The sequence below is a fragment of the Sandaracinaceae bacterium genome, from assembly GCA_016706685.1.
Classification (GTDB): Bacteria; Myxococcota_A; Polyangia; order Polyangiales; family Houyiibacteriaceae; genus JADJJE01.
The window spans coordinates 78191-101883 of sequence record JADJJE010000015.1; the positions used below are offsets into that span (position 1 = coordinate 78191).

Annotated in this window: 22 protein-coding genes and 1 pseudogene; 13 read left to right on the top strand and 10 right to left on the bottom strand. The window is 72.1% G+C overall.

The annotated features are described in order from the left end of the window. Positions 1-22: 22 nt before the first annotated feature. Positions 23-664, bottom strand: coding sequence for an endonuclease III (gene nth / locus IPI43_19445; protein ID MBK7776277.1), 642 nt, complete (start codon positions 662-664; stop codon positions 23-25). Between the two features lie 81 nt (positions 665-745). Here nth and IPI43_19450 point away from each other — a divergent pair, with 81 nt between their 5' ends. Genes IPI43_19450 through IPI43_19470 form a run of 5 tightly spaced genes read left to right on the top strand, consistent with a single transcriptional unit; the run spans position 746 to position 4521 of the window. Continuing rightward, positions 746-1045, top strand: a complete 300-nt coding sequence (locus IPI43_19450; protein ID MBK7776278.1) for an Hsp70 family protein — start codon at positions 746-748, stop codon at positions 1043-1045. Next, complete coding sequence (locus tag IPI43_19455) at positions 1011-2564, top strand: Hsp70 family protein (GenBank protein ID MBK7776279.1); 1554 nt, start codon at positions 1011-1013, stop codon at positions 2562-2564. The genes IPI43_19450 and IPI43_19455 overlap by 35 nt, the downstream gene beginning before the upstream one ends. 9 nt (positions 2565-2573) lie before the next feature. Beyond that, positions 2574-3398, top strand: coding sequence for a serine/threonine protein kinase (locus IPI43_19460; GenBank protein MBK7776280.1), 825 nt, complete (start codon positions 2574-2576; stop codon positions 3396-3398). Beyond that, positions 3332-3628, top strand: coding sequence for a hypothetical protein (locus IPI43_19465; GenBank protein ID MBK7776281.1), 297 nt, complete (start codon positions 3332-3334; stop codon positions 3626-3628). The genes IPI43_19460 and IPI43_19465 overlap by 67 nt, the downstream gene beginning before the upstream one ends. Continuing rightward, positions 3625-4521, top strand: coding sequence for a YihY/virulence factor BrkB family protein (locus tag IPI43_19470; GenBank protein MBK7776282.1), 897 nt, complete (start codon positions 3625-3627; stop codon positions 4519-4521). Before IPI43_19465 ends, IPI43_19470 begins: the two co-directional genes overlap by 4 nt. Before the next feature lie 16 nt (positions 4522-4537). Here IPI43_19470 and IPI43_19475 read toward each other — a convergent pair whose 3' ends face one another. After that, complete coding sequence (locus IPI43_19475; GenBank protein MBK7776283.1) at positions 4538-5128, bottom strand: DUF924 domain-containing protein; 591 nt, start codon at positions 5126-5128, stop codon at positions 4538-4540. A 71-nt stretch (positions 5129-5199) separates the two neighbouring features. Between IPI43_19475 and IPI43_19480 the strand changes: the two genes are divergently transcribed. Next, positions 5200-6861: a caspase family protein gene (locus IPI43_19480; GenBank protein MBK7776284.1), complete on the top strand. Its 1662-nt coding sequence runs from the start codon at positions 5200-5202 to the stop codon at positions 6859-6861. Between the two features lie 43 nt (positions 6862-6904). On the opposite strand, the gene IPI43_19485 is transcribed toward IPI43_19480, so the two are convergent. Together IPI43_19485 and IPI43_19490 are read right to left on the bottom strand one after the other, a co-directional pair. After that, positions 6905-7828: a hypothetical protein gene (locus IPI43_19485; GenBank protein ID MBK7776285.1), complete on the bottom strand. Its 924-nt coding sequence runs from the start codon at positions 7826-7828 to the stop codon at positions 6905-6907. A 153-nt stretch (positions 7829-7981) separates the two neighbouring features. Then, the gene (locus IPI43_19490) at positions 7982-9517 is read right to left on the bottom strand and encodes an aldehyde dehydrogenase family protein (protein MBK7776286.1); all 1536 of its coding nucleotides are present in this window, start codon (positions 9515-9517) and stop codon (positions 7982-7984) included. A gap of 161 nt (positions 9518-9678) precedes the next feature. On the opposite strand from IPI43_19490, the gene IPI43_19495 reads away from it, so the two are divergent. From IPI43_19495 to IPI43_19520, 6 genes are all read left to right on the top strand, one after another. Then, a complete protein-coding gene (locus IPI43_19495; protein ID MBK7776287.1) occupies positions 9679-10113 on the top strand; it encodes a response regulator in 435 nt (144 codons plus the stop codon). Between the two features lie 70 nt (positions 10114-10183). Then, entirely contained in the window at positions 10184-11716 is a 1533-nt protein-coding gene (locus IPI43_19500) for a GHKL domain-containing protein (protein ID MBK7776288.1), read from the top strand. Positions 11717-11751: 35 nt separating this feature from the next. Beyond that, positions 11752-12198 (top strand): hypothetical protein, encoded by a 447-nt coding sequence (locus tag IPI43_19505; protein MBK7776289.1) that lies wholly within the window; start codon positions 11752-11754, stop codon positions 12196-12198. Next, entirely contained in the window at positions 12195-12578 is a 384-nt protein-coding gene (locus IPI43_19510) for a hypothetical protein (GenBank protein ID MBK7776290.1), read from the top strand. Before IPI43_19505 ends, IPI43_19510 begins: the two co-directional genes overlap by 4 nt. Further along, the gene (locus IPI43_19515) at positions 12575-14290 is read left to right on the top strand and encodes a sigma-54-dependent Fis family transcriptional regulator (GenBank protein ID MBK7776291.1); all 1716 of its coding nucleotides are present in this window, start codon (positions 12575-12577) and stop codon (positions 14288-14290) included. Before IPI43_19510 ends, IPI43_19515 begins: the two co-directional genes overlap by 4 nt. Before the next feature lie 118 nt (positions 14291-14408). Then, complete coding sequence (locus IPI43_19520) at positions 14409-14903, top strand: hypothetical protein (protein ID MBK7776292.1); 495 nt, start codon at positions 14409-14411, stop codon at positions 14901-14903. A gap of 28 nt (positions 14904-14931) precedes the next feature. On the opposite strand, the gene IPI43_19525 is transcribed toward IPI43_19520, so the two are convergent. Together IPI43_19525 and IPI43_19530 are read right to left on the bottom strand one after the other, a co-directional pair. Further along, positions 14932-16389, bottom strand: coding sequence for a hypothetical protein (locus IPI43_19525; GenBank protein ID MBK7776293.1), 1458 nt, complete (start codon positions 16387-16389; stop codon positions 14932-14934). Between the two features lie 49 nt (positions 16390-16438). After that, the gene (locus IPI43_19530; protein ID MBK7776294.1) at positions 16439-17392 is read right to left on the bottom strand and encodes a zinc-dependent peptidase; all 954 of its coding nucleotides are present in this window, start codon (positions 17390-17392) and stop codon (positions 16439-16441) included. 81 nt (positions 17393-17473) lie between these two features. On the opposite strand from IPI43_19530, the gene IPI43_19535 reads away from it, so the two are divergent. Further along, positions 17474-18598: a hypothetical protein gene (locus tag IPI43_19535; protein MBK7776295.1), complete on the top strand. Its 1125-nt coding sequence runs from the start codon at positions 17474-17476 to the stop codon at positions 18596-18598. A gap of 40 nt (positions 18599-18638) precedes the next feature. Here IPI43_19535 and IPI43_19540 read toward each other — a convergent pair whose 3' ends face one another. The 4 genes and pseudogenes from IPI43_19540 to IPI43_19555 all read right to left on the bottom strand — a co-directional run bounded on the left by IPI43_19540 (position 18639) and on the right by IPI43_19555 (position 23546). Continuing rightward, positions 18639-19511, bottom strand: coding sequence for a hypothetical protein (locus IPI43_19540; protein ID MBK7776296.1), 873 nt, complete (start codon positions 19509-19511; stop codon positions 18639-18641). After that, a pseudogene (locus tag IPI43_19545) lies at positions 19508-20303 on the bottom strand (OmpA family protein). Before IPI43_19545 ends, IPI43_19540 begins: the two are co-directional and overlap by 4 nt. Beyond that, positions 20290-22674, bottom strand: coding sequence for a hypothetical protein (locus IPI43_19550; GenBank protein ID MBK7776297.1), 2385 nt, complete (start codon positions 22672-22674; stop codon positions 20290-20292). The pseudogene IPI43_19545 and the gene IPI43_19550 overlap by 14 nt, the downstream one beginning before the upstream one ends. Then, entirely contained in the window at positions 22671-23546 is an 876-nt protein-coding gene (locus tag IPI43_19555) for a DUF3348 family protein (protein ID MBK7776298.1), read from the bottom strand. Before IPI43_19555 ends, IPI43_19550 begins: the two co-directional genes overlap by 4 nt. Positions 23547-23693: the final 147 nt, after the last annotated feature.

The following is a 23693-nucleotide window of genomic DNA, read 5'->3' on the forward strand; positions in this document are numbered from 1 at the left end:
TAGCCTCGCCCAGGGCTTGCCCTCAGCCCTGCTGGATGCGCTTCTTCGAAGCCGCCCAGCCGCAGATGGGGCAGCCGGCCATGTCGTGCCGCTGCGCCGGGCAGTGCTCGCGCCCGAAGAAGATGATCTGCAGGTGCGCCCGGTTCCACGTGTCCTCGGGGAACAGCGCCTTCAGGTCCCGCTCGGTGGTCTCCACGTTCTTGCCGCTGCTCAGCCCCCAGCGCTCGGCCAGCCGGTGAATGTGGGTGTCCACCGGGAAGGCCGGCACCCCGAAGGCCTGCGCCATGACCACCGACGCGGTCTTGTGCCCCACGCCGGGCAGGGCCTCGAGGGCCTCGAAGCTGGCTGGCACCACGCCCGCGTGCCGCGAGACCAGCAGCTCGGAGAGAGCCTGGATGTTGCGGGCCTTGGTGGGCGCGAGGCCCACCTGCCGAATGTGCTCGAGGATGGTCTCGACGGGCAGCGCGGCCATGGCCTCCGGGGTGTTGGCGGCCGCGAAGAGCGCCGGGGTCACCTGATTGACCTTCTTGTCGGTGGTCTGGGCGCTGAGCAGCACCGCCACAAGCAGGGTGAAGGGGCTCTCGTGGTCCAGCGGGATGGGCTGGGTGGGGTAGAGCTCGTCCAGCTGGGCCAGGATGCGCGCGGCTTTCTCCTTTCGCGTCATGGGGTTGGTCGTAGCACAGGGGGCGCGCCGTTTGGCGCTTCCTTTGCCTTTGAATCCGCGTTCGTGGACAATCGAGATCGCATGTCGCACGTGATTGGAATTGACCTCGGAACCACCAACAGCTGCGTCGCGATCGTCGAGAGCGGCTCCCCCACCGTCATCGCGAACAAGCAGGGCTACAAGACCACCCCGTCCATCGTGGCCATCACCGAGTCTGGCGAGCGTCTGGTGGGCCAGGTCGCTGCCCGTCAGGCCATCACGAACCCGCTCGACACCGCCTATGCGACCAAGCGCCTGATCGGGCGCGACTTCGACAGCGAGGAGGTGCGTCAGAGCCCAGTCCAACGTGTCCTACCGCATCGTGGGTGGGCGGGCCGGTGACGTGCGCGTGGTGCTGCGTGGCAAGGAGTTCAGCATCCCCGAGATCGCGGCCATCATCCTGCAAGAGATGCGCATCGTGGCCGAGGACTACCTGGGCGACACGGTGGACCAGGCGGTGGTCACGGTGCCCGCCTACTTCAGCGACAGCCAGCGCCAGGCCGTGCGCGACGCGGGGCTCATCGCGGGCCTCGACGTGCTGCGCATCATCAACGAGCCCACGGCCGCGGCCATCGCCTACGGCTTCCACCGCGGCGAGGACAAGACCATCGCGGTCTACGACCTGGGCGGCGGCACCTTCGACGTGTCCATCGTGCGGGTCACGCGCGACGGCAACTTCCGCGTCATCGCCACCACCGGCGACTCGTTCCTGGGCGGCGAGGACTTCGACGAGCGCATCATGGAGTGGCTGCTCGAGGCGTTCGAGGCCGAGCACCACATCTCGCTGCGCGAGTCCCCCGTGGCCATGCAGCGCCTGAAGCAGGCAGCGCAGAAGGCCAAGTGCGACCTGTCGGCCGAGCTGCAGACGGAGATTCAGCTGCCGTTCATCGTGACCGACGGCCCCAGTGGCCCGCTGAACATGCACTACCGCATGTCGCGCGAGCAGCTGGAAGGCCTGACCATCGATCTCATCGAGCGCACCATCGAGATCTGCGCGCACGCCATGACGCACGCCAAGCTGGGCAGCAAGGGCGTGGACGAGGTGGTGCTGGTGGGTGGCCAGACGCGCATGCCTGCCGTGGCGCGTGCGGTCAGCGCGCACTTCGGCAAGGCGCCCTCGAAGAGCATCCACCCCGACGAGTGCGTGGCCGTGGGGGCCGCCATCCAGGGCGCCGCCATGCTGCGCCAGATCGAGAACGTGAACCTCGAGGACGTGACGGCACACTCGCTGGGCATCGCCACCGCGGGAGACATGTTCGACGCCATCATCGCCGCCAACACGCGCGTGCCCTGCCGCGTGCCGAGCCTCTTCACCACCAGCCGCGACAACCAGGACCGCCTCAAGATCGTGGTGCTGGAGGGCGAGTCGAAGCGCGCCAGCGAAAACCAGCGCCTGCAGGAATTCGCGCTGGCCGGGCTGCGCAGCGCGCCCGCCGGGAGCGTGGAGGTGGAGGTGGCCTTCACCATCGACGAGGACGGCATCTTCAGCGCGGCCGCCAAGGACCTCGAGACGGGCCAAGAGACGCGCATCGAGATCACGGGCGACAGCGGCCTGAGCCCGCAGGAGCTGCAAGCGCTGAGCGACGAGCACGCCGAGTACCTGGAGGCGCGCCGTGGCGAGGAGCTGCTGGAGGGCTTGCGGCAGAGCGCCGAGACGCTGCTGGCCGGCCTCGAGCGCTCGCTGGAGCGCCTGGGCACGCTGGTGAAGAAGAGCCCCGACGCGCAGGAAGCGGAGGCCAATGCCCGCGAGGTCGTGGGCCGCGCGCGCACGCACCTGGCCCGTGCGTCGCGGGGTGAGCTGGCCGAGCACCTGGTGCTGCTCGAGGACGCGGCGCGCCAGGTCGAACCCTACGCTCGTTGAGGACGCCCCATGGCTGACCGCTTCTTCTGGTGTCCGGTCTGTGAAGAGCCCCACGACGCAGAGGGCGATCTGCCAGCCTCTTGTCCACTCGGGGACGCGCAGTCCAGCCGCTCCGACTCGCACGACACCATCTCGGACGCGATGGCGCCCACGCGCAGAGAGGTGCTGCAGACCGGCACGCTCATCGACGACCGCTACGTGGTGGAGGGGCGCGTGGGCGAGGGCGGCATGGGCATGGTCTACCAGGTGCGCGACCTGCGCGTGGGCCGTGTCATCGCGCTCAAGACCGTGAACGGCGCGTTCGACCGCGAGTCCCGCGCGGCCAAGCGCTTCTTGCGCGAGGCGCAGGTCATGGCGGCGCTGAACCACCCGGGCGTGGTGCGCGTGTTCGACTTCGGCGTCATCGACGCTCAGGCGGCCTACCTCGCCATGGAGCTGCTCACCGGGCAGACGCTCGGCGCGCGCCTCGACCAGGCTGGCCGGCTGAGCACGGACGAGAGCTGCAGCCTTGCCTGCCAGGTGCTGGCCACGCTGAGCGTCATCCACCACTCGGGCTTCGTGCACCGTGACATCAAGCCCGCCAACGTGTTCCTGGCAGACATGGGCGCGGGCCGCTTGGTGAAGCTGCTGGACTTCGGCCTCAGCCGGGAGACGCGGCAGAGCGCGGTGCGCCTCACCAACCCCGGCACGGTGCTGGGCACGCCGCACTACATGTCGCCGGCGCTCATCCGGGAGCCGAGCCGTCTTCCCGCTCGGACGTCTTCTCGGTGGCGCTGCTGCTCTTCGAGATGCTCACGGGGGACCTGCCCATCGCGTTCGGCGACGAGCCCCTGATCCGCACCTTCAACAAGATCCTACACGCGCCGCGGCGTCACCCGCACGAGCTGAACCCGGACGTGCCCGCAGACCTCGCTGCGCTGCTGGTGCAGGCGCTCGAGGGAGACGGTCACTTCGAGCACGCCTTCGATCTCTTGATGGCCATCGACGCCACGCAGGCCGGCGCCTACATGGGCTCCGAGCTGTCACGCTTACTGCCTCCGGCCGCGCCCGAGCGCCGCGCATGAAGGAGATCTTCCGCGAGGTCTGGTGGTCCTACCGCATGCACGACGGGCGACTGCTGGCGGGCGCCGTGGCCTTCTACGTGATCATGGCGGCCACCCCCTTCGGCGTCATCGCGCTCTACGTGGCCAGCTTGGTGCTGGGCCAGGAGGAGGCGCGTCAGGTGCTGATGGAGCGCCTCGAGGTGGCCATGGGGCCCGAGGTGGCCGAGTACGTGAACGTGTCGCTGACCAACGCGCTCGCCCCGCAGCACGGCGCCTTCGCCACGGCCGTGAGTGTGAGCTTCATCTTCTACGTGACCACCCGCCTGTTCAGCATGCTGCGCGCCTCGCTGAACCACCTCTGGGGTGTTCGCCCGCTGATCCCGCCGGGCTTCACGGGGCGCGGCCGCGCGGTCTTGCGCAGGCGGCTGCTGGCGTTCGCCATGGTGTTCGTGACGGCGGCGGTGTTCACCGCGTTCGGCGTGCTGCGCGCGGTCATGACGGTGGCGTCCCGCTGGATGGAGCTGCCGCTCGTGTTGCGCGTGGGCGAGTACCTGGGCTCCATCGGGCTGCTCACGCTGGTGATGATGCTGGTCTTCCGCTGGCTCCCGGACGCGCTCGTAGCCTGGCGCGATGCGTTCGTGGGAGGCCTCGTGACCGCTTGCTTGGCGAGTCTCGGTGGGCTCGCCATCGGCACCTACCTAGCCAGCGCGGGCGTCTCGTCGTCCTACGGCGCGGCGGGTGCGCTCGTGGTCCTGACCATGTGGATCTACTACACGTGCCAGATCTTCTTCGTGGGCGCGGAGTTCACGGGGGCGTGGGCCAAGCATCGCGGACAGGGCATCAAGCCGCTCCCGTATGCGGCGCGCGTGGTGGCCACCGAGCGGCACACCATCGCCGAAGACATGGTGGAGTAGCCCCTCGGGCCGCGGGCTACCAGCCCGGGTTCTCGAGCAGGTAGGCCGACTCGTCTGGGGTGCTGGTGCGCCCCAGGATGGCGTTGCGGTGCGGGAAGCGCGAGAAGCGCAGCACCACGTCGCGGTGGTCCTTGGCGAACTGCACCGCGGGGGCAACGGCCTTGCGGGTGGGCTCCGGGGTGCGCGTGACCAGCGCCTCGAACTCCAACACGGAGCGCTCCTGGAGCGCCACGTCTTCGGCGTGCATGAGCGGCATGAGCGCGAAGTACTGGTACACGGCGGGCAGCTCCAGCAGGCCGTGTTCCAGCAGCGCGAGGGTGGCCTCTACGGCGAAGTCGTCACCCGCGTACATGCTCATGCTGTTGCGGAAGATGTTTCGGGCGAACTGGTCCAAGAGGATGATGCGCGCCAGCGTCCCCTGAGCGCTCTCGTCCCACTCGCGCAGCGCGCCGGCCTGGGCCTGCTTCACGAACGGCCCGAAGTGCACCCGCAGGTACTCGTCGAACTCGGGCGACTTGGTCCACCAGCGGGCCATCTTGGCGTTGCTCGGGAGTCCGTTGGCGTCCAGCTGGCCAAACCACTCGTCGAGGATCGGGAAGGGCGTCATCGGCCGGAGCCTACCACCGCTCCCCCCCGTTGATGAACCCTCTACTTGGCGACTTCACGCTATCTTGAGGCGTGCGCTTCCCGCCCCTCCCACTCCTCACGTTCTTCCTGTTCTGCCTGGCCGCCTGTGGAGGGCCGGCGGCCACCAGCGTACATCCCACAGGGCCCGGTGACCCCACGCAGGTGGACGAACTCGCGCAGGCCACCCCGCTCACGCCCGGCGTGCATCGCGGCGCGCTCGCCAGTGGCCACCCCGCGCTGGCCCAGGGTCAGCGCTTCGCGCTCTACCGCTTGGAGCTCAGCCCTGCGCGGCGGGTGCAGATTCGCATGCGCTCGGCGCAGGTGGACCCGCTGCTCGAGCTCACCGGCCCGGGCGGCTTCCGCGCCGCCAACGACGACGCGTTCCCCGGGACGCTCGACGCCATCCTCGAGCTGGTGCCCGAGGTGGCCGGCACGTACCTGCTGCGCGTTTCCACCGCGGTGGCAGGGCAGCTGGGGGCCTTCGAGCTCGACGTCCGCGAGGAAGAGCCTGTCGGGCGAGGGGATGCCCTCGCGCTCGGCGTGGCGCAGGACGGCAGCCTCGGGGCGCCCAACGTGCCCGGGATGCCGGGCCGCTGGCTCCACTTCCACGCGGACGCGGGCACCATATTCCACGTGCGCGTGACGTCCACGGCGTTCGACACCGTGGCCACGGTCATCGCCCCCGACGGCCAGCGCTGGACGAACGACGACGCGAACGACCTCGGTCCCGACGGCACCGAGCGTGGGCTCGACAGCACGGTCACGTTCGCCGCGCCGCGCGATGGCGTCTACCAGCTGGTGGTCACGGCCTTCGGCGGGCAGGGCATGGGGCCGTTTCGCGTGCGCAGCCGCCTGCGGCCTCCGCCGCGTCTGGGCGCCGATGGCAGCCGCCCCGATGGCCTCGCGGGGCCCGAGGGGGGCGGCCGGGTGCTGGGCTTGTTCGCGGGCATCACCGAGTACGGGGCGCGCGGAAACCTGTACGGCTGCGCCGACGACGCGCGCCTCTTGGCAGAGGCCTTCATGGGCAGCCACCTGCAACAGAAGTCCGACCACGTGCTGCTGACCGACGCGCAGGTCACGCGCGACGCCTTCCTCGGTGGCGCGCGCACGCTGGTGGCGCAGGCTCGCCCCGAGGACGTGGTGGTCATCTTCTACTCGGGCCACGGCGGGCAGGTGGCGCGCACCCCCACGTCACTCGGCGAGCTGGATGCCTTCGACGAGACGCTGATCCTGAGCGACGGAGCCGTGCGCGACGACGAGCTGTCCGAGGCGCTCGCGGGTCTTCGGGCGGGCACGCTCATCGTGGCCCTCGACAGCTGCAACAGCGGCGGCTTCGCGCGGGACCTGATCGACCGCCCCGGCCGCATGGGGCTCTTCTCGTCGGACGAGGACGTGCTCAGCGACACCGCCGAGCCCCGCCAGGCCGGCGGCTACCTGAGCTGGTACCTGCGGCGTGGCGTGCTGGGCGAGGCCGACGCCCGCCCGAGCGACGGCGTGCTCATGGCCGGCGAGCTGAGCGACTACCTGTACGACGGCTTCGTGCGGGACCACACGCTGATGAACCCCGAGGGCAGCTCGGACCCCGCGCAGCGCCTGATCGTAGAGCGCGGCAGCCTGGCCTGGGGCCACGTGCTGTGGGCCTATCCCCGCAGCGCGACAGGCCAGCGCATCCGCCTGCCGGACCTGGCGCTCACCAGCCTGCCGCCGCGCTGAAGAAGCGCTCCGTTGTGTCAGCCGTGTGCTGCCGGTCCGTCGCTCACGGGACCACGCAGGTCAGGTCGGCCGGGCAGTCCGTGTCGCAGGTGCCGCAGTCCAGGCGGTCGAGGCCGGCGTTGAGGCCCGTCTCGAGGGCCGGCTCGAGCCCGCCCAGCAAGCCGCTCACCTGGCCCGCGATCACGCTGTTCACCAGGCCGCAGATGATGCTGTTGAAGCCCGTGCCCGACAGCCGGATGCTCAGCATGGAGAGGTCCACATCGGCTTCGGTACTGACGTCGCGGTCGGTGCCGCACATCAGCTCTTCGGCCAGCATCAGGTCGGCGCTGAGCGGCAGGCCGCTGCCCACGCCGAAGGTCACGCTGCAGCTCAGCGGGATGGTGCCCCCGCCGCCGATGGGGCTCGGGACGTTGCCCGTGAACGGCACCGACCCGCCGATGCGCGTGATGCGCCCTTGCACGCGCAGCACGTTGGGCGCGGGCTCGCTCGAGGGCAGCCCCATGCTCTCGAACGTGATCAGGCAGCCGTCGCGCGTGTCCGAGGGGCTACAGCGCATCCCCTGACACAGCGACACGTTGCCGATGGTGGGGTTGTTGATGGCGAAGCCCGGGATGCAGAAGGTCTGCTCGATGGTGAGCAGGTCTGTGGCCAGGTCGCCAGCGCACTCTGCGCCCTCGAAGCGCTCGCACGTGGCCAGCGGGTTGAAGTTCACGCACTGCTCGTCCGCGCACGAGTCGGTGGTGCAGTCGCTGTCGTCGTCGCACTCCTCGTCCGTGCTGCACTCGGGGGGCGGCGGGCCCGCGTCCACGCCCACGTCCGGCGGGGTGCCCGAGTCCACGCTGCCGTCGGGCCGCGTGCCCATGTCGGCCATGCCCGCATCGATGAGGATGTCGCCGTCTTCTCGAACGTCCGCGTCTCCTGGGATCACGTCGCCGTCGAAGAGGACGGCGCCGTCCGGGAGGACCACGTCACCGTCGCGGGCTTCGAGGCGATGTGATTCCGCGCAACCGGAGACGGCGAGCAAGCAAGAGAGGGACGCAGAGGCCAATAGTCGCATCACGCGAGGATCCCGGCCCGCGGGCGGCCGGTCAAGTCCGCTGCGGGCCGGGCGGCGCCGGGCTCAGCTGAAGAAGCGGCGCAGCTTGGTGCCGAACACGTACTTCAGCGTGTACTCGAGGTTGCGCAGGGTCTTGTCCGTGAAGGGGTACCAGTGGTCCTCTTTGTCGAGGCCCCAGCGGTCGATGACGATGGGCAGCTCGTGGCTGTAGCTGCGCAGCGCGCCCGTGCCGTTCACGGAGCCGAGGCCGCTCTTCTTGAGGCCGCCGAAGGGCGCCTCGGGCACGCCGTAGGCCAGCGTGGCGTCGTTGATGCACACGGAGCCCGCCTCGATCTGCTTCGCGATGCGGATGCCCTTCTCCACGTCCTTGGTCCACACGCTGGCGCTCAGGCCGTACTCGCTGTCGTTGGCCAGGCGGATGGCCTCGGCCTCGCTGCCCACGCGCTGGATGGCGACGATGGGGCCGAAGGTCTCCTCGCGCATGATCTCCATGTCGTGCGTGACGTTGGTGAGCATGGTGGGCTTGTAGAACACGCCGTGCGTGCGATCGACCTCGCCGCCGATGTCGATGGTGGCGCCGCGCTTGCGGGCGTCCTCCACGTGGTGGCGGATGATGTCCAGCTGCTTGTCCCAGAACACCGCGCCCACGTCCACGTCTTCGCCGGGGCCGTAGCGCAGCGCCTTGACCTGCTCGCGCACCATGCGCTCGAACTCGTCGGCGATCTCCTCCACCACGTAGACGCGCTCGACGCCCATGCACACCTGTCCGGTGTTGAGCATGGAGTTGAACACCGCGCCGCGCGCCGCGCGCTCCACGTTGGCGTCCGCGCACACGATCATGGCGTCCTTGCCGCCCAGCTCCAGCGTGCACGGCATGAGCTGCTCGGCGCAGGCGATGCCGATCTTGGTGCCGGTGCGCACGCTGCCGGTGAACGAGATCTTGTCCACGCCGCCGCGCACGAGCGCCGCGCCCGTCTCACCGTCGCCGTAGAGCACCTGCACCACGTCCTTCGGGACGCCTGCTTCGTGGAAGCACTTGATGGCCCACGCGCTCGACTCGGGCGTGACCTCGGAGGGCTTCAGCAGCACGGCGTTGCCGGCCAGGAGTGCCTGCGCCGTGGGGTTGGTGGCCAGGCTGAACGGGCCGTTCCAGGGGGTGATCACGCCCACCACGCCGAGCGGGCGGTACACGATCTCGAGGCGCTTGAGCGGGCGCAGGTAGCCGTGGAGCTTGCGCTTGTGGTCCGCCAGATCCTTCGGCGCCTTCATGCTCCAGTAGTTCACGAAGTCGCAGGCGGGGAGGATCTCCATGAACACGCACTCGGCGCGCGTCTTGCCGGTCTCGGCGCGCAGCGTGGCGATGATGTCTTCCTGGTGCGCGAGGAACGCGTCGATGGCGCGGTTCACGATGGCGGCGCGCTCTTCCACCGTGCGGGCGCCCCAGGCCTTTTGAGCGATGCGCGCGCGACGAATGGCGTCGGCCACGTCTTCGGCGGTCGCGACCGTGATCTCGCCGATGGGGGTCTCCCCGAGGGGGCTGCGCAGTCCGAGACGGCGGCGTCCATCCGATCCGGGGGCAAGCGCTTCAACGATGGCCATGCTTCGCTCCTACGCCGATCAACGCGGCGATGTGTACTTCGTACACCTTCTAGCCGATTGGCGCCTGAGTGCAACACCTTGACGCACGCAAGGGCCCCTCACCGAATGAGGGTATGGTGGGCACGAGGCCACGCTGGTACGTTGGCGTTCGGGGGTAGCTCATGGAAACCAACAACGACACGATGACGACCGGCGTTCACGCGCGGACACCGAGGCTGCTGCTCGTGGACGACGAGCCGATGCTGCAGTTCACGCTGCGGCTCATGCTGGAAGAGTTCTTCGAGGTGGTGGTGGCCGACTCGGGGGACCAAGCGCGACTGGCCATCGAAGCCGCGCCACGCTTCGACGTGGTGCTGTCGGACCTGCAGATGCCGGGGGGCTCTGGTCAGGACCTGTACATCTGGGCCGTCCAGGCCCACCCGGAGCTGGCGGGGCGCTTCGTCTTCATGACGGGCGGCGCGTGCTCCGACTCCGCGCGGGCGTTCCTCGCGCGGCGCGACGTCATCAGCGTGGAGAAGCCTTTCGAATTCGACGCCCTGATGGCGGTCGTCGCGCGGGCCACGCGCGGCGGCAGTGGGCTGGCCGCGTCCGCGTAGCTCGCCAGCCCAGCCCACACGCCGCTCGGCGTGCGCGCGGCGTTCCAGCAAATCTGATATCACCGCGCTGATGCGCTCACCTCGCAGCATGCGCGAGCCGCGGTGGCTGTGCTCCATGCTTCTCGCTGGTGCGCTGCTGGCCGTGCTCGGCTGCGAGCCTGCGGCGTCTGCTCCGGACCCGTGGCCGCTCGCGGAAGACGCGTTCGCGCGCAACGACCCGCGCGCCTTCGAGCTGTGGGCCGAGCTGCCCACGGACCACCCTGCGAGCGGGAGTGTGCGCCAGCGCCTGGCCACGGCCGACACACACTATCAGGAGGGCATCCGACGCCTCGCGGCCGAGGACGACGAGGGCGCATACCGCGAGATCCGTCGCGGCCTCGACCACGGGCCCATGGACCCCGGGTACTACCCGATCATCGCGCGGCTCTACGTGGCGCGCGGCAACGACGCGGAGGCGGCGCGGCTGTTCGAGCGCTACCTTCTGGCGCGCCCTTCCGCCAGCGACGCGAATGATGTGCGGGACGAGCTGCGCTCGCTGTCGCCCGGGGCCAGCATCCTGACGGACACACCGCCCGAGCCTGCGCCCCTGCCGGTGCAGCCCGTGGCCACGAGCGTGCCGCTGGCCGCCTGGGTGGCGCTCGGTGTTGTGTCGGGCTTGCTGCTCGCGCTGAGCGGAGCGTGGCTGCTGGGCTGGTTCCGGCGGCGCGGGGTGTCACTAGCGCGCCTGGTGCGCGAGCAGCCTGAGCTGCACCCGGCCATCGCCTACCTGGTGGGATCGCTGCGGCACGAGCTGCTGAAGCACCGCGTGGGGGCCGCGCGCGAGGTGCTCAACCTGTTGGGCGCGGGCGAGAGCTCGCCGGCGCAGCACGCGTTCCTCGAGGCGCGTCTGTTGGGCACGGTGGGCAGCCTGCCGCTCGACCAGGCCTTCGACGCCTACCTGCGGGCCTTCGAGCGGGCGCTCGGGGGGCGCTTCGACGTGCGCAGCGACCGCGCGTTCCGGCGCGCGCGGGAGGCCATCCAGGCCATCGTGAAGCTCACGCCCAAGCTGGCGGCGCGGCACGCGCCTCGGCACGTGCGCCGGCTGCGTGCGGCTCACGCCGCCCTCGACGCCTTCGATGCGTCGCTGAAAGAGCTGGTGGACGGGCTCATTCGCACGGACGTGGACCTCGCGCTGCTCGAGCAGGTGGTGAGCGAGGTGCGCCAAGAGTACGCCCCGAGCGCGGTCGAGCTGGACTCGCTCACGGTGGACGCGGGTGAGGCCGCGGCGATCGAGGTGTTCCGCGTGGACCTGGTGCTGGTGCTGAAGAACATCCTGCGGAACGCGGTGCTGGCGGTGGGCCGGGCGCCTGCCCCGCGCAGCGTGCGGCTGAGCGTGCGCGTGGCCATGGAGATGACGGGGGAGGAGACCGTGCACATCGCCATCAGCGACACCAGCGACGCGCCGCTCACGCTCGAGATGATCCGCGACCGCGAGTTCGGCCGTGGCCTCGGGCTGGTGAGCGCGGCGGTGGACCGCTACGGCGGCGCCATCTCCATCGAGCCCGGCCCTATGGGCTTCGTGAAGTCGGTGGTGGTGTCTTTTCCGTGTGCCTACAACGCGTAGCCGCGCAGCCGGCGCGCGTGGCACTCTAGCGGCCGATGACCGCTGGCCTGCGCCGCTTGCTGATCGTGGAAGACGGCCACGAGTACGAAGAGTTCGTGCGGCTGTTCCTGGGCACGCGCTTCCAGGTGGCCGTGGCGCACGACGCGGCGGAGGCGGTGCGCGTGGCGGTCGAGTTCTCACCGGAGGCGCTGCTGCTGGACCTGCGCTTCGAGCGCACGCCCGCCGCGGCCCTCGAAGGAGACGCCGACGACCTGGCCACGCGCCGCTTCGGGGGAGACCGGGCGCGCGCGCTGCGGCACCTGCAGGACCAGCAAGGCACCGTGGTGCTCGCCCACCTGCGCGAGCGCGGCTGCCACGCGCCTGCGCTGTTCATCCACGACTTCCCGGCGCGCCGGCTCGACAACCTGCGGCAGCTCTACGGCGACGTGCACGCCATCCCGTCGTTCGACGCGAGCGCCATCGCCAAGGTGCTGGGCGCATGAGCCCCGGCGAGCTCGCCCGCTACGCGGAGCTGGCCCTCGCGCTGGCCCACGACGTGGGCAAGTACATCACGCGCGCGGCACGCAACCTGCCCCCGGGCGAGGTGCCCGCCGTGCTGGTGGACATGCTGGTGGCGGACCTCTACCTCACCGACGGGAAGCGCAACGCGCTCGCGGTGTACCACGCGCTGGCCGAGGCCTCGGGGGTGGGCGAGCCCACGCTGCCGGATGCCATTCGCGAGGGCCTCGAGGCGCTGATGGCGCTCGAGGCGGGCGTGCGCGCGCACGACCCCGAGGCCGTGGAGCAGGCGCGCGTGACGGCCCTGCGCGTGGACGAGGCCTGCCGTGCGTTCGTGCGCGCGCAGGGCAGGAGCGGCGCGTGAGCACGGCGCCACGACGGCTGCCCAAGGTGCTGCTGGTGGACGACGGCGAGCGCTACGCGGAGCTGGCCCACGCGCTCTTGCGTGACTACGAGTACGCCACCCGCTGCGAGCTGCCGGGGCCCTGCTGGACGTGCCCGCGGCGCCCGGGCTGTGCGCTCACGCACGCGCACGACTGGGGCGAGACCGAGCAGGCGCTGGCGCGGCACCCGGACCTGGACGTGGTGCTGTTGGACATGCACTTCGAGCTGCCCGAGGAGCGCTTGGTGCCGGCGCCACAGGAGGACACGGCGCCGAGCCTCGCCCGCCGGCGTGCGCTGCAGGGGCTGGCCATCTTGGGGCGCATCCGCGCGCTGCGGCCCGCGCTGCCGGTGGTGCTCATGACGTCCACCGAGGAGCTGCGTCTGCGCGGCGCCGACGCGGCCGCCGACGAGTACGTCACCCTGGCCGGCGCCGATGGCTTCGACGCGCGCGCACTGGGCCTGTTGGTGGAGCGCGTGGTGGCGCGGCAGGCGGCGCCCACCTTCGGCTCGGCCTACGAGTTCGGCAGCTCGCCCAGCATGGCGCGCTTGCGGCGCGACGCGCTCACGCTGGCGCGCACGTCGCTGCCCATCTTGATCACGGGGGAGCCCGGCACGGGCAAGAGCGCGCTGGCCGAGCAGGTGATCCACGCGAGCAGCGGGCGCCGAGGGCCCTTCGTGACGGTGGACGTGAGCGCGCTGCCCGAGAGCCTGGTGGGCGCCGAGCTGTTCGGCAGCGCCCGCGGCGCGTTCAGCGGGGCGGTGGACCGCGCGGGGCGCTTCGAGGCCGCGCAGGGGGGCACGCTGCTGCTGGACGAGGTGGGCAACCTCTCGCTCGAGACACAGCGCATGCTGCTGATGGTGCTGCAGGAGCGGCGCGTGACGCGGCTGGGCGAGCACCAGGCCCGCCCGGTGGACGTGAAGCTGCTGGCGGCCACCAACGCCGACCTGCGCGAGGCGGTGCGCAGCGGGCGCTTCCGGGCCGACCTGTATGCGCGCCTGAACCCGGCGGCGGGCCTGACGCTGCCGCCGCTGCGCGAGCGCCGCGAGGACCTGCCGGCGCTCATCACGCGCACCGTCACCGAGACGTTCGCGAGCGGGCCCGACGCGGGGCTGCTGGCGGACTACCTGCGCAGCGCCGGGCTGCCGGCTGGGCTGCAGGCGCGCGCGGGGCTGCCGAGCGGCGCGGGGAAGGGCAAGCGCGGGGCCACGTCCGCTTCGGCGGCGCTCACCTTCGCGTTCAGCGAGAGCGCGCTCGCGGCGCTTCAGCGCCACCCGTTCCCGGGCAACGTGCGCGAGCTGCGGCTGCTGGTGGCCAACGCCTGTTTGCTGTCGCTGTCGGATGCACTGACGGCCGCCGAGGCGGGCCGTGCGTCTGCTGGGGAGGCGCGCACCGTGCCCGTGCCCGAGCGCCTGGTGGACGAGCTGCTGGCGGGGAGCTGGCTGCCGCAGCGGCGCGTGGGGGCGGGCGCGGACGAGCAGGGCGCCCAGGACCTGCTGGGTGGTCTCGAGCCTCGCGACCAGCCCCGCGACGTGGCGCGTGACCTCGAGAAGCGCCTGTACGAGCGCCTCTACGCCGAGACGGATGGGGACTTCGAGGCGATGGCGCAGCGCCTGCTGCGGGGTGACCCGCGCGAGAACGCACGCCGCGTGCAGTTGCGCTTCAACCAGCTGGGGCTGCGGGTGCGCTCGTGATGCCTCGAGTAGATTGAATCTACTGTTCATAGATTTTGGGCGCATCGTGTTGTTGAAATCATTATGTTAATGGCTGGCACGCGTCGTGCGATGGGTTCTCTCAGAAGGAGAATCCAACATGACCAGCCCGACCCCCAGCCTCCCCGAGACCTCTCCCACCAGCAGCCACGCGCAGGCCACCAGCGCGGCCGACCAGCGCATCGCGGCCCTGCGTAGCCAGCTGGCCATGATGCAGGCCGAGCGGTCACTGCTGCACACGCGGTCCGCTTCACCCAGCGGCCCGCCACCGGCGCGCAGCCAGCACGGCCCAGGCGGCTGGATCTTCGCCGGGTTCTCGTTCGTGTTCTTCATCTCCATGATCGTCTTCGCGGCCACCCGCCCGCCGTCAGTTCGCTTCGTGGAGGTGGAGGTCACCCGCGAAGTGCTGGTGCCGCAGACGGTGGAGCCCGTGGCAGTGGCCGCTCCCGAGGTTCAGGCGCAGCCCGAGCCGGAGACCACCCGCCCGCGCGGCACCCGCAACCCGCGCGGCACCGTGGGCACCACGGGCACGGCCATGACCACTCCCATGATCGAACTCGACCGCTGCGGCAACGACCCCCTCTGCGGCTCGTGAGCGCGGGCCTTGCAGGGCCCCACGCAAGTCAGCGCACGTCGAAGCGCAGCGTCAGCGGCGCGTCGGTGACGACCGTGGCGCTGGACTCCACCTGAGCGCTCTCCACGCCGCTCAGCAGCACCAGCGTGAAGGGCTCTGCGTCACCCGCCAGGCGCGTGAGCACCACCAGGCGCACGCCGGCCTCGCTGCGGGCGGCCCACAGCATGCGCGGTGTGCCCGCGTGCAGCGGCAGGTCCAGCAGCGTGGCGGGCGCCAGCTCGAGGCCGGTCACGCTGCGCACGATGACGATGCCGTCTCCGGCCACGCCCATCAGGTCGCGCCGGCCATCGCCGTCGGCGTCCACCGGGTTCACGCTGCGCATGCCGGGCGGCACCTCCAAGATGGCGCTGCCGAGGCCCTCGGCGCGCGCACCCCGCACCACGCGAGCGGCCTCGGCGAAGGCCAAGAGGTCCGTGCCACCGTCGTCGTCGAGGTCCACGGTGAGCAGCTCCACGCCGGGCGCGTCGGCCACCTCGGAGCGGCGCTCGAAGTGCCCGGTGCCGTCACCGAAGTACACCCGCGCCGTGCCGGACTCCTTGCCGATCAGGATGTCCAGCTTCTCGTCGCGGTCGATGTCGCCCAGCGCCAGCGTGAGCGCGTTGCCCGCGTCCAGCCGGGCCGTGCGCGCGGGCGAGGCGCCCCCGCCGAACACCCACACCTCGGCGGGCCGGCGGCCGAACGCGTCGGGGCGGTGCAGCGCCACCACGTCGAGCGCGTCGTGCTCGTTCACGTTGCCGAGCGCCAGCGCGGTGACGGGGATGGGCGCGAGCTCGAGCGGCTCGGCGAAGCCACCTCCGGGCGCGGCGGCCACCAGGTAGAGCGCGCCGCCCACCGTGCTGCCCTCGGCGTTGCGCTCGAGGAAGCCCACCACCAGGTCCACGCGGCCGTCACCGTCCACGTCGCCGTGCGCGATGGCCGAGGCCGAGACGCGCGCGTTGGGCTGCGACGGCTCGCGATGCACCCGCAGTGTGCGGTACAGCTGGTCGCTCCCCTCGGGCCAGCGCACCAGCCACTGCACCTCGGCGCCGCAGCCCACGATGATGTTGCCCGGGTCCACCACGTCCACGATGGGCGGCGTGTCGCTGCCCTCGCACACGATGTGGCGGCGCCGCGCGGGGCCGGTGGGAGCAGCGCCCGGCGTGGCTGCCGCGGTCCCGCCGTCTGCGGTCTCGGCCGTGTCGGTGGTGCCCGGCGCGGTGGCTTCGGTGCCGGCCGCCGTGGTGTCGCTCGCTGCCGTCTCGCCAGAGGTCTCCTCCACCCCAGCGTCGCCGCGGTTCTCGGCGCCCATGGCCGCTTCCGGGTCGGCCGCCGTGCCCGCTCCCGCCGTGCGCCCGAAGGCGCCGTCCAGCGGCGGCAGCACGCCCGCGATGGCGCCCACCATGAAGAGCAGGCCCCACGTCCCGAGGAGGATCCCAAGCGCGCGCAGCGCGGCGGTGAACTTCTTCACGGGGCGGTTGTAGCAGTCGCCCGCCACGAGCGCATAGCCCGAACCGGGGTCAGCGCACGCGCGCCTTCTTCCCGCCCTTCCGCTTGCCCTGCGCCCTCTTGCCCGCCTGCCGCACCGGCGTGGGCGCGACACCCGCTTTGCGCAGCAGCTCGATGGGGTCCACGCGCAGCCAGGCAGAGAGCACGTCGTACAGCGTCGAGTGGCTGCGGCGCAGCAGCTCGGGGCGCTCGAAGAACACCTCGGTGGCCACGGCGAAGAGCTCGGCGCGGTTGGTGCCCGCGTAGTCGCGCAGCACGGAGCGGCCGCCGCGCACGCGCACCAGCTCGTGGTTGAGCATCTGTTGCTCTTCGGCGAGCGAGCCGGGGGCCAGGCCCGGGATGCCGTCGGCGAAGCCGTCCTCGAGGTCCAGCACGTGGGCCCACTCGTGCACCGACACGTTGTAGCCGTCGGAGTCGTGGTTCCAGCCGTCGCGCAGGGCGCGCTCCGAGAAGAGCACGGGCCCCTGGCGGTGCACCATGCCCGCGATGCGCGCGTCGTGCTGCACGGCGTACTCGTGGGAGAACGCGTCGGGGTAGAAGATGACCGAGCGGTGCTCGTCGATGCGCAGGTCGTCGCGCCCCACGTAGAGCAGGGCGGCCCCCGCCAGCGACAGGACGCGCATCTCGAGCGTGTCGCGCGCGCCCTTCACGGTCTCGAACTCGATGGTGGCCAGCAGGCGCGTGACGCGGCGCGCGAAGGCCTCTTGCCCGGCTGCGTCGAGCCCGTTGAAGTGCGGCACGTGGCGCTTCAGCAGCACGAGCACCTCGGGGTCGAGCGGCTGGCGGGCCGCCCGGTAGGCCTCGAGCGGCCGGCGCACCGCGAACGCCAGCACGCCCGTGACCACGAGCGGCCCCAGCACCATGACGGCCCACGAGTCGCCTGAGCGGCCCAGCGCGAAGAGCGCGGCCGCGGCCAGCGCCGCGAGGGTGACTCGCCACAGGACCGCGCGTGCTTCGGGGCTCATGCGCCGGACTCTACCGTTTCGGGGTGGGGCCACCGTCGGATTTCCGCCTCGCGGCGAGAGGATCAAGTAGTCTTCTGCGCCGTGACGCTCCGCTCTCTCCCTCTGGTGCTCGCCACCCTGCTCGCCGCGCTCGCGCTGCCCTTCACCGTGGGGGGCTGCGACAAGATCGGCATCGGCGGCGAGCCGCACCCGCCGCTCATGATGGGGCCCACCCCGCTGAGCGTCACCGACACGTTCATGACCGAGCCCAACGCGTTCACGCCGGCCGAGTCGGCCGCGCCGCTCGACTTCGCGCTGACCCTGGCCGTGCGTGAGGGCCGCCCCACGGTGGTGCTCTCGGGGCGCTACAACCTGCCGGCCACCGCGCGCGCGCGCTATGGCGACGACCCGCGTCACGCCATCTACGTCATCGCGCTGAACCCCGAGGCTCACCGCCTGCACGCCGCCCCCGTGGGCCCGCCGCTCTCGCCCACCAGCGAGCCGCCTGCATTCCAAGGCGACGTGTTCGCGGACCAGGGCAGCGGTGAGCCGCTGCGCGGGGTCTTCAGCGTGGACCTGCCCGTGGCGCTCGGGCTGCCGCAGCTGTCGGCGTCGTATCAGTTCTTCCTGTGGATGGACGAGCACGTCACCGCGCGTCAGGGAATTGTGTCGCCCACCAACCGCACGCCGCGCGAGGGCCACGAGGTGCTGCCCATCACGGGGCCGGCGATCCTGCTGCAGGGGACCGACAGCCAGCTGCCGTTTCCGGGCGTGACCATGACGCCCGACGAGGGCACGAGCGTGGTGCGCGGCATCGTGGCGCACGACCGCGACCTCCCCGAGCCCGTTCCGCTCCTGGTGCTGGCGGTGGAGCGCCCCGCCATGCGGTTCGGCTATGCGCGCGTGGTGCTGCCCAACGACGAGGACTCGGTGCGGCTGGCCTACGACTTCGACGTGCGGCACCTGTACTTCAACCACCAGCCCGAGGGGCGGGTGTGGGTGCTGGGCATCATGGCCGAGTCCATGGGAACGCCCGTGGCGGTGCGCATGCCCGAGCGGCCGGTGGTGCCCGTGGTGGACGGTGGTGTGCCCGCGCCGGCGGCTGCGCCGGCTGCACCGCCTGCGCCCGCCGCTCCTGCTTCCGCCGCGCCCGCGGCCGCTCCTGCGGCGCCAGCAGCAGCCGCACCCGCGGCCGCTCCCGCACCTGCGGGCCACGCGCACCACTGATTTCACCGCGGCGCGGCGTCAGCCCGGTGGGCTGGCGCGCCTACTCGGCGGCTTCCACGCTGTCCTGCGGGCGCTCGCTGTCGCTGGCGCCGGGCTCCTGGCCGCCCTTGGGCGCCCGCTTGGCGCGCGGCTTGGCGGGCGCCTTCGGCTTCGGGGCAGGCTTGGCGCTGGGCTTGCCCCGCGCGGGTTTCGACGGGGGCGGCTGCGTGACCCAGCGCTGCAGCGTGCCGATGGCCTCGAGGCGCGCCACCTGCACGCGAAGATAGGCGGGAGCCAGCGCCTCCAGGGCCTCGAGGGTGCGCGCAGCCACCGAGGGCGCGTGATAGCGGCCGGCGTGCGCGGGCAGCTCGGCCGTGGCCTGCGCCACCACCAAGCGCGCCGTGGCGTCGGCCGCCGCGTCTTGATAGATGGCCGCTGCGAGGCCGGTGACCGTCTCGCGCTCCGGCAGCAGCGGCTCGCCGCCGTTGTCTTCGAGGGGCGGGGGAGGCTGCGAGAGCCCGCGTGAGTGCGCCTCGTGGCTCAGGCGCTCGAGCCACGGCTGCACGATGGCCTGACGGGCCGCCACGCGGGTCTCGTCGTGGCGCTTGGCGGCGCGCGCCACCTCGTCGAAGCGGCCGTAGTGCAGCGCGCTGTCGAGGCGCTTGGCCGGGTCCAGGCCCTGCCGCGCGAGCTGCGCGTAGGTCTGGTCGGCCCGCTCGCGTGCCCGCGTGAAGGACTCCGACAGCGCCTCGAAGCGTGTGGCTGCCCGCTTCAGCAGGTGCGCGCGCCCAAGCCCATCGAGGCCCTCCGCCTTGCTCAGCAGCGTGCGCACCAGCGCCACGGCGGGCGCGTCCCAGACCTCGGCCCCGCGCACGACGAGATCGTCGAGCGCCGCGCGCAGCGCGCTGGGGTCGAGCTCGGGCGCGGTGGTCACGGCGCGCGCAGCTCCTGGGTGGCGTCGAGCGACGTCGGCGCGAGGGCTTCCGGAGCGCCGCCGGGCGCGTTCACGTCGGCGGACGGAGCGTCGACCACCTGCAACGGCGCGGCCTCCTGGGTGGTTCCCGCCGAGGCCTGCTCGGTGGCGTTGCCGATGCGGTGGATCAAGCGCGGCACCGGCGAGATCTCCCCGCGCCGCTTCATGGCGCGGTTCTCCTCCGTGTCGTTGGGCGCCACCGGGTGGTTGGCGCCGAAGCCGGCCGCGAAGATCCACTCGGCGGGCATGCCCGCGGCCACCAGCTCGCGCGTGACGGTGAGCGAGCGCTGCGCGCTGACCTCCCAGTTGTCCACGAACGAGCCGTTGGCGCGCAGCACCGTGTCGTCGGTGAAGCCGCTGACCATGAGCGACAGCTCGTTCTGGCCCAGGTAGTGCTGCAGCGGCGGCACCAGCGAGCGCAGGAGGTCACGCCCCTCGGGGCGCAGCTCGACCGAGCCCAGCGCGAACAGCAGGTTGCCGCGGATGCCGATGCGCCCGTCCACCAGGGTGATGAGCCCCGAGCTGAGCGGGCCGGCCAGCACGCTCTCGAGCGCCTCGAGGCGCGCGGTGGCGGCTTCGCGCGTGGCGCGCTCGGCCTCGAGGTCTTCGGACAGCGCCACCTGCACGGTGACCAGCCACACGAAGAACAACACGAACAAGCCCGAACAAGCACGCCATCAGGTCGCCGAAGGCGGCCCAGATGTTCGGCAGCTCGTCGCCGTCGTCGTCTGCGCTCTCGTCAGGCAGATACATCGTTCTCGATTCCGCTGAGCGCGCCCGCGCCGTGTGCCTCGCGGCCCTGTCCGTTCACGCGCCCGTGGCGCAGCTGCTCGAACAGCTCCTGCTGGAAGCGCAGCTGCCGGTCGAAGATCTCGTGGGTGCGCGCCAGGTGGTGCCCCAGCGCGTCGGCCGCGGCGCCTTCGCCAGCGTCGGCCACGGCACGCTCCACGTGGCCCAGGTTCTCGAGCCACTCGCGGGCCGCCTCGCGCTGCCGGTCCACGGCCTCGGCGAACATCTCGGCCACCGCGGTGAGCTCCGCGCCACCCGCCTGCACCAGGCCCGCGGCGTCCTGCACCAGCGCCGACGTCTGGCCCAGGCTGGCGCTGAGCTCCTGCGCGTGCGTGCCCAGCTGCTGGGCCAGCGTGAGGGCGGTCTCGGACTGCGACTCGCGCAGCCCGCGCTCCAGCTCGGCGAGGCGTGCGGCCTGCGCTTCGACCGTCTCGCGGATGCGGTCCAGCAGGGCCTCGAGGCGCTCCTGGCTGCGGGTCTCGAGCGCCTCGGTGCGGCCCTCGGTGGCGGCCACGAACTGCTGCAGCGCCGTGGACTGGACGCGCGCGGCCTCCGCGATCTGGATGCTGGCGCCCTTGAGCTCCTCGAACATGGCCTGCGCCTCGCGGGCCCGCGCCGCGTCGGCATCGGCGCTGGCGCCCAGGCGGTCGCGCATGACGTCGGCCGCGGCGGACAGCTCCGTGCGCAGCGTGCCGGCCACCTGCGCCAGCGTCTCGGCCCGCTCGGCGTCGCGCTCGGCGGCGGCGCTGAAGGCTCGGCGCATCTCCGCGCTCATGCCGTCCACATGCTCGGTGAGCAGGCTGGCGCGGCGCGTCTCTTCGCTGCCCAGGCGCTCGCTGGCGGTGGCCAGGCGCTCGCTCATGCTGCTCACGTGCGCTTGCAACAACGCGGCGCGCTCGGTCTCGGCGGCGGCCAAGCGGGCCACCGTCTCTTCGAGCGCGGCCGTCACGGTGCTCATGCGCTCCGAAAGGCGCTCGCCGCGGGCGTCTTCGAGAGCGCGCGCCTCGGCCGACTGCTCGCGCAGCGTGCCCACCAGCGCCTGCCCGGCGGCGATGAGCGACGCGTCCAGCGCCTCGGCCCGCTCGATCAAGCTGCGCTCCATGCTGGACTGCGCGGCCACCCACTGCTGCGTGCGCTGCGCCTCGAGCGCCAGCGCCTCTTCGCGCTGGGCGCGCTGGGCCAAGAGGTCACGCTCGGCCTGCTGCTGCAGCGCGCCGAGCACGGCCTCCACGTGGCGGGCACGCGCCTGCTCGGCGCCGCGCTCGAGCGCCTCGAGAGCCGCGCGGCGCTCGCTGTCGGACGCCTGGCTGGCCTGCACCTGCGCGTCGAGGCGCTTGGTCACGCTCTCGAGGTGCGCGCTCAGCTGCTGAGTGACCTGCTGCTCGGCCTCGCGGCGCGCCACGCTGGCCTGGTCCACCTTGGCCTCGATCTTGGCCAGGTGCGCGCCCGCGGCGGCCACGGTGCCGGCCACGGCCTGCTCCAGCAGCGGGGCCACGGCGCGGTGGGTGGCGCTGGCGCTCTGCTCCACGCCCGCCTGCACGGTGCGCTGCACGCTCTCGGTGGCCTCCACCAAGCGGCGCGACACGGCCTCGCTGGCCTGCGTGTGCGCGCTCAGCCACTCGCTGCGCAGCGCCATGATCTCTTTGCTGGCTTGCGTGAGCGCGGCGGCGGCGGCGGGCAGGGCCTCACCCTGCACGGCCAGCTGCTCGAGGGCCACCAGCTGACGGTGGCTGGAGGCAAAGCGCGCGAAGGGACCACTGGCGGCCGCGTGCAGCTGCACCCCCAGCTGGCCTGCGGCGCGCCGCGCGAACACCGCCGCGAGGCCCAGCATGGCCGACGACGACACACCCGCCGCCGACGTGCCGAAGCTGCGCATGAGGCCGCTCATGGGCGTGCTCAAGCCCTCGCGCAGGGCCTCCACGTCGCTGCTGGCCGTGAGCGCCAGGCGCGCGCCGCGCAGCGTCTCGAAGAGCCCCATGAACGTGCCCAGCAGGCCCAGCATGACCAAGAGGCCAATCAGGTAGGGCGTGAACGACGCCCGCGGCACCCCCAGCGACACGCGGTCGAGGCGCGCGCGCAGCAGCGCCCGCAGCACCGGGCTGGCGCTGTCCACGCCTTCGAGCGTGGGCTCGCGCGTGAGCTTGCTCAGCTCGGCGTCCAGCCCCTTGAGGCGCTGCGCGTGCATCAGCAGCTCGGCCACGCCGCAGAAAAGCGCCACCGCCATGAGCATGACCACGCCGAAGGCCAGCGGGTCTTCGCCCTGATAGAAGGCGGCCGTGCGCGCCAGGATCACGGTGCCCAGGGCGCCGGCGATGAGGATGGCAATGCGAGTCATGTGCGGTTCTCCGAGTGCGCCGTGCCGGCGGTGTGCGGGGCGGGGCTGCCTGCCCGTGCGGCGCTGTCGACCAGCGCCCGAAGCCCCGACGCTTCCAGCTCATAGAGGCTCAGCGCGAGCCGTCTGACGTCTTCCAAGTGGCCACGCAGCCACCCGCCCGGCCAGAGCCAGCGGCTCAGGTCCGGGGTGTCGTCCGTGGCGGACGGCAGCTTGCTCAGCGCGCGCCGCAGGCCACCCAGGAACGCGCGGTCCAGCTGCGTGAGCGTGTCGTCCACGCGCGCTGCGATGGCCAGACCCATGGCGGCCTCGAGGCTGGCGTCGATGGCGGCGAGCTGCGCGGCCTCGGGCCCCAGCAGGCGCACGCTGGCGCTCAGGTCTTGGCGCAGCCACGCCACCTCGCGCCGCATGAACGACACCTTCTGGTGGAAGTGGTCGCGCAGCGGGCCGCCCAGCGCGGTGGCCGCCGCCTGGAGCGACTTCTCGTGCACCGCCCTGGTGGCCCCGGCCGCCGCGCTGCCCAGCAGCCCGTGGTCGCGCAGCAGCGCCTGCAGCAGCACCGGGTCGGCCAGCGCCGCCGGGCGGGGCCGCGTGAGCGCCGACATGAGGCGCGCGCGCACCTGGGCCAGCTGGCGGGCCGTCTCGGCCACCACCTTGCTGCCGGCGTCGCTGAGCGGGCCGTCCAGCCGCCCCGTGACCACAGGCGTAGCGCCCCGCGCCGTGAGCATGTCGGCCAGCGCGATCGCACGCGGCACGTCCAGCGCCTTGGCGAGCGTGGTGGCGGGGTTGGGCGGTGGCCCTTCTGGGAGCGGATCGTCCGCGCGGCTCCTGAGGCGGCGCAGAACCCCCGAGAGATCCGCTTCCGGTGTGCCCAATGCGAGCATTATGAATTGGACGCGGGTGTTACCCAGGCACCTCCCCGGCGGCAAGAGGGAAAGGGGATCCCGGCTGGCTCGCGGACGCCTCGGGGAAGGGCCAAAACGCGCTCAAGCGGCGGAAATCAAACGGAAATGAAGCGAATG

What these genes read in the sequence shown, in the direction of transcription:
- nth (MBK7776277.1), bottom strand. Translation starts at nt 664, where the DNA reads ATGACGCGAAAGGAGAAAGCCGCGCGCATCCTGGCCCAGCTGGACGAG.
- IPI43_19450 (MBK7776278.1), top strand. Translation starts at nt 746, where the DNA reads ATGTCGCACGTGATTGGAATTGACCTCGGAACCACCAACAGCTGCGTC.
- IPI43_19460 (MBK7776280.1), top strand. Translation starts at nt 2,574, where the DNA reads ATGGCTGACCGCTTCTTCTGGTGTCCGGTCTGTGAAGAGCCCCACGAC.
- IPI43_19470 (MBK7776282.1), top strand. Translation starts at nt 3,625, where the DNA reads ATGAAGGAGATCTTCCGCGAGGTCTGGTGGTCCTACCGCATGCACGAC.
- IPI43_19475 (MBK7776283.1), bottom strand. Translation starts at nt 5,128, where the DNA reads ATGACGCCCTTCCCGATCCTCGACGAGTGGTTTGGCCAGCTGGACGCC.
- IPI43_19490 (MBK7776286.1), bottom strand. Translation starts at nt 9,517, where the DNA reads ATGGCCATCGTTGAAGCGCTTGCCCCCGGATCGGATGGACGCCGCCGT.
- IPI43_19495 (MBK7776287.1), top strand. Translation starts at nt 9,679, where the DNA reads ATGGAAACCAACAACGACACGATGACGACCGGCGTTCACGCGCGGACA.
- IPI43_19500 (MBK7776288.1), top strand. Translation starts at nt 10,184, where the DNA reads ATGCGCTCACCTCGCAGCATGCGCGAGCCGCGGTGGCTGTGCTCCATG.
- IPI43_19505 (MBK7776289.1), top strand. Translation starts at nt 11,752, where the DNA reads ATGACCGCTGGCCTGCGCCGCTTGCTGATCGTGGAAGACGGCCACGAG.
- IPI43_19510 (MBK7776290.1), top strand. Translation starts at nt 12,195, where the DNA reads ATGAGCCCCGGCGAGCTCGCCCGCTACGCGGAGCTGGCCCTCGCGCTG.
- IPI43_19520 (MBK7776292.1), top strand. Translation starts at nt 14,409, where the DNA reads ATGACCAGCCCGACCCCCAGCCTCCCCGAGACCTCTCCCACCAGCAGC.
- IPI43_19530 (MBK7776294.1), bottom strand. Translation starts at nt 17,392, where the DNA reads ATGAGCCCCGAAGCACGCGCGGTCCTGTGGCGAGTCACCCTCGCGGCG.
- IPI43_19550 (MBK7776297.1), bottom strand. Translation starts at nt 22,674, where the DNA reads ATGACTCGCATTGCCATCCTCATCGCCGGCGCCCTGGGCACCGTGATC.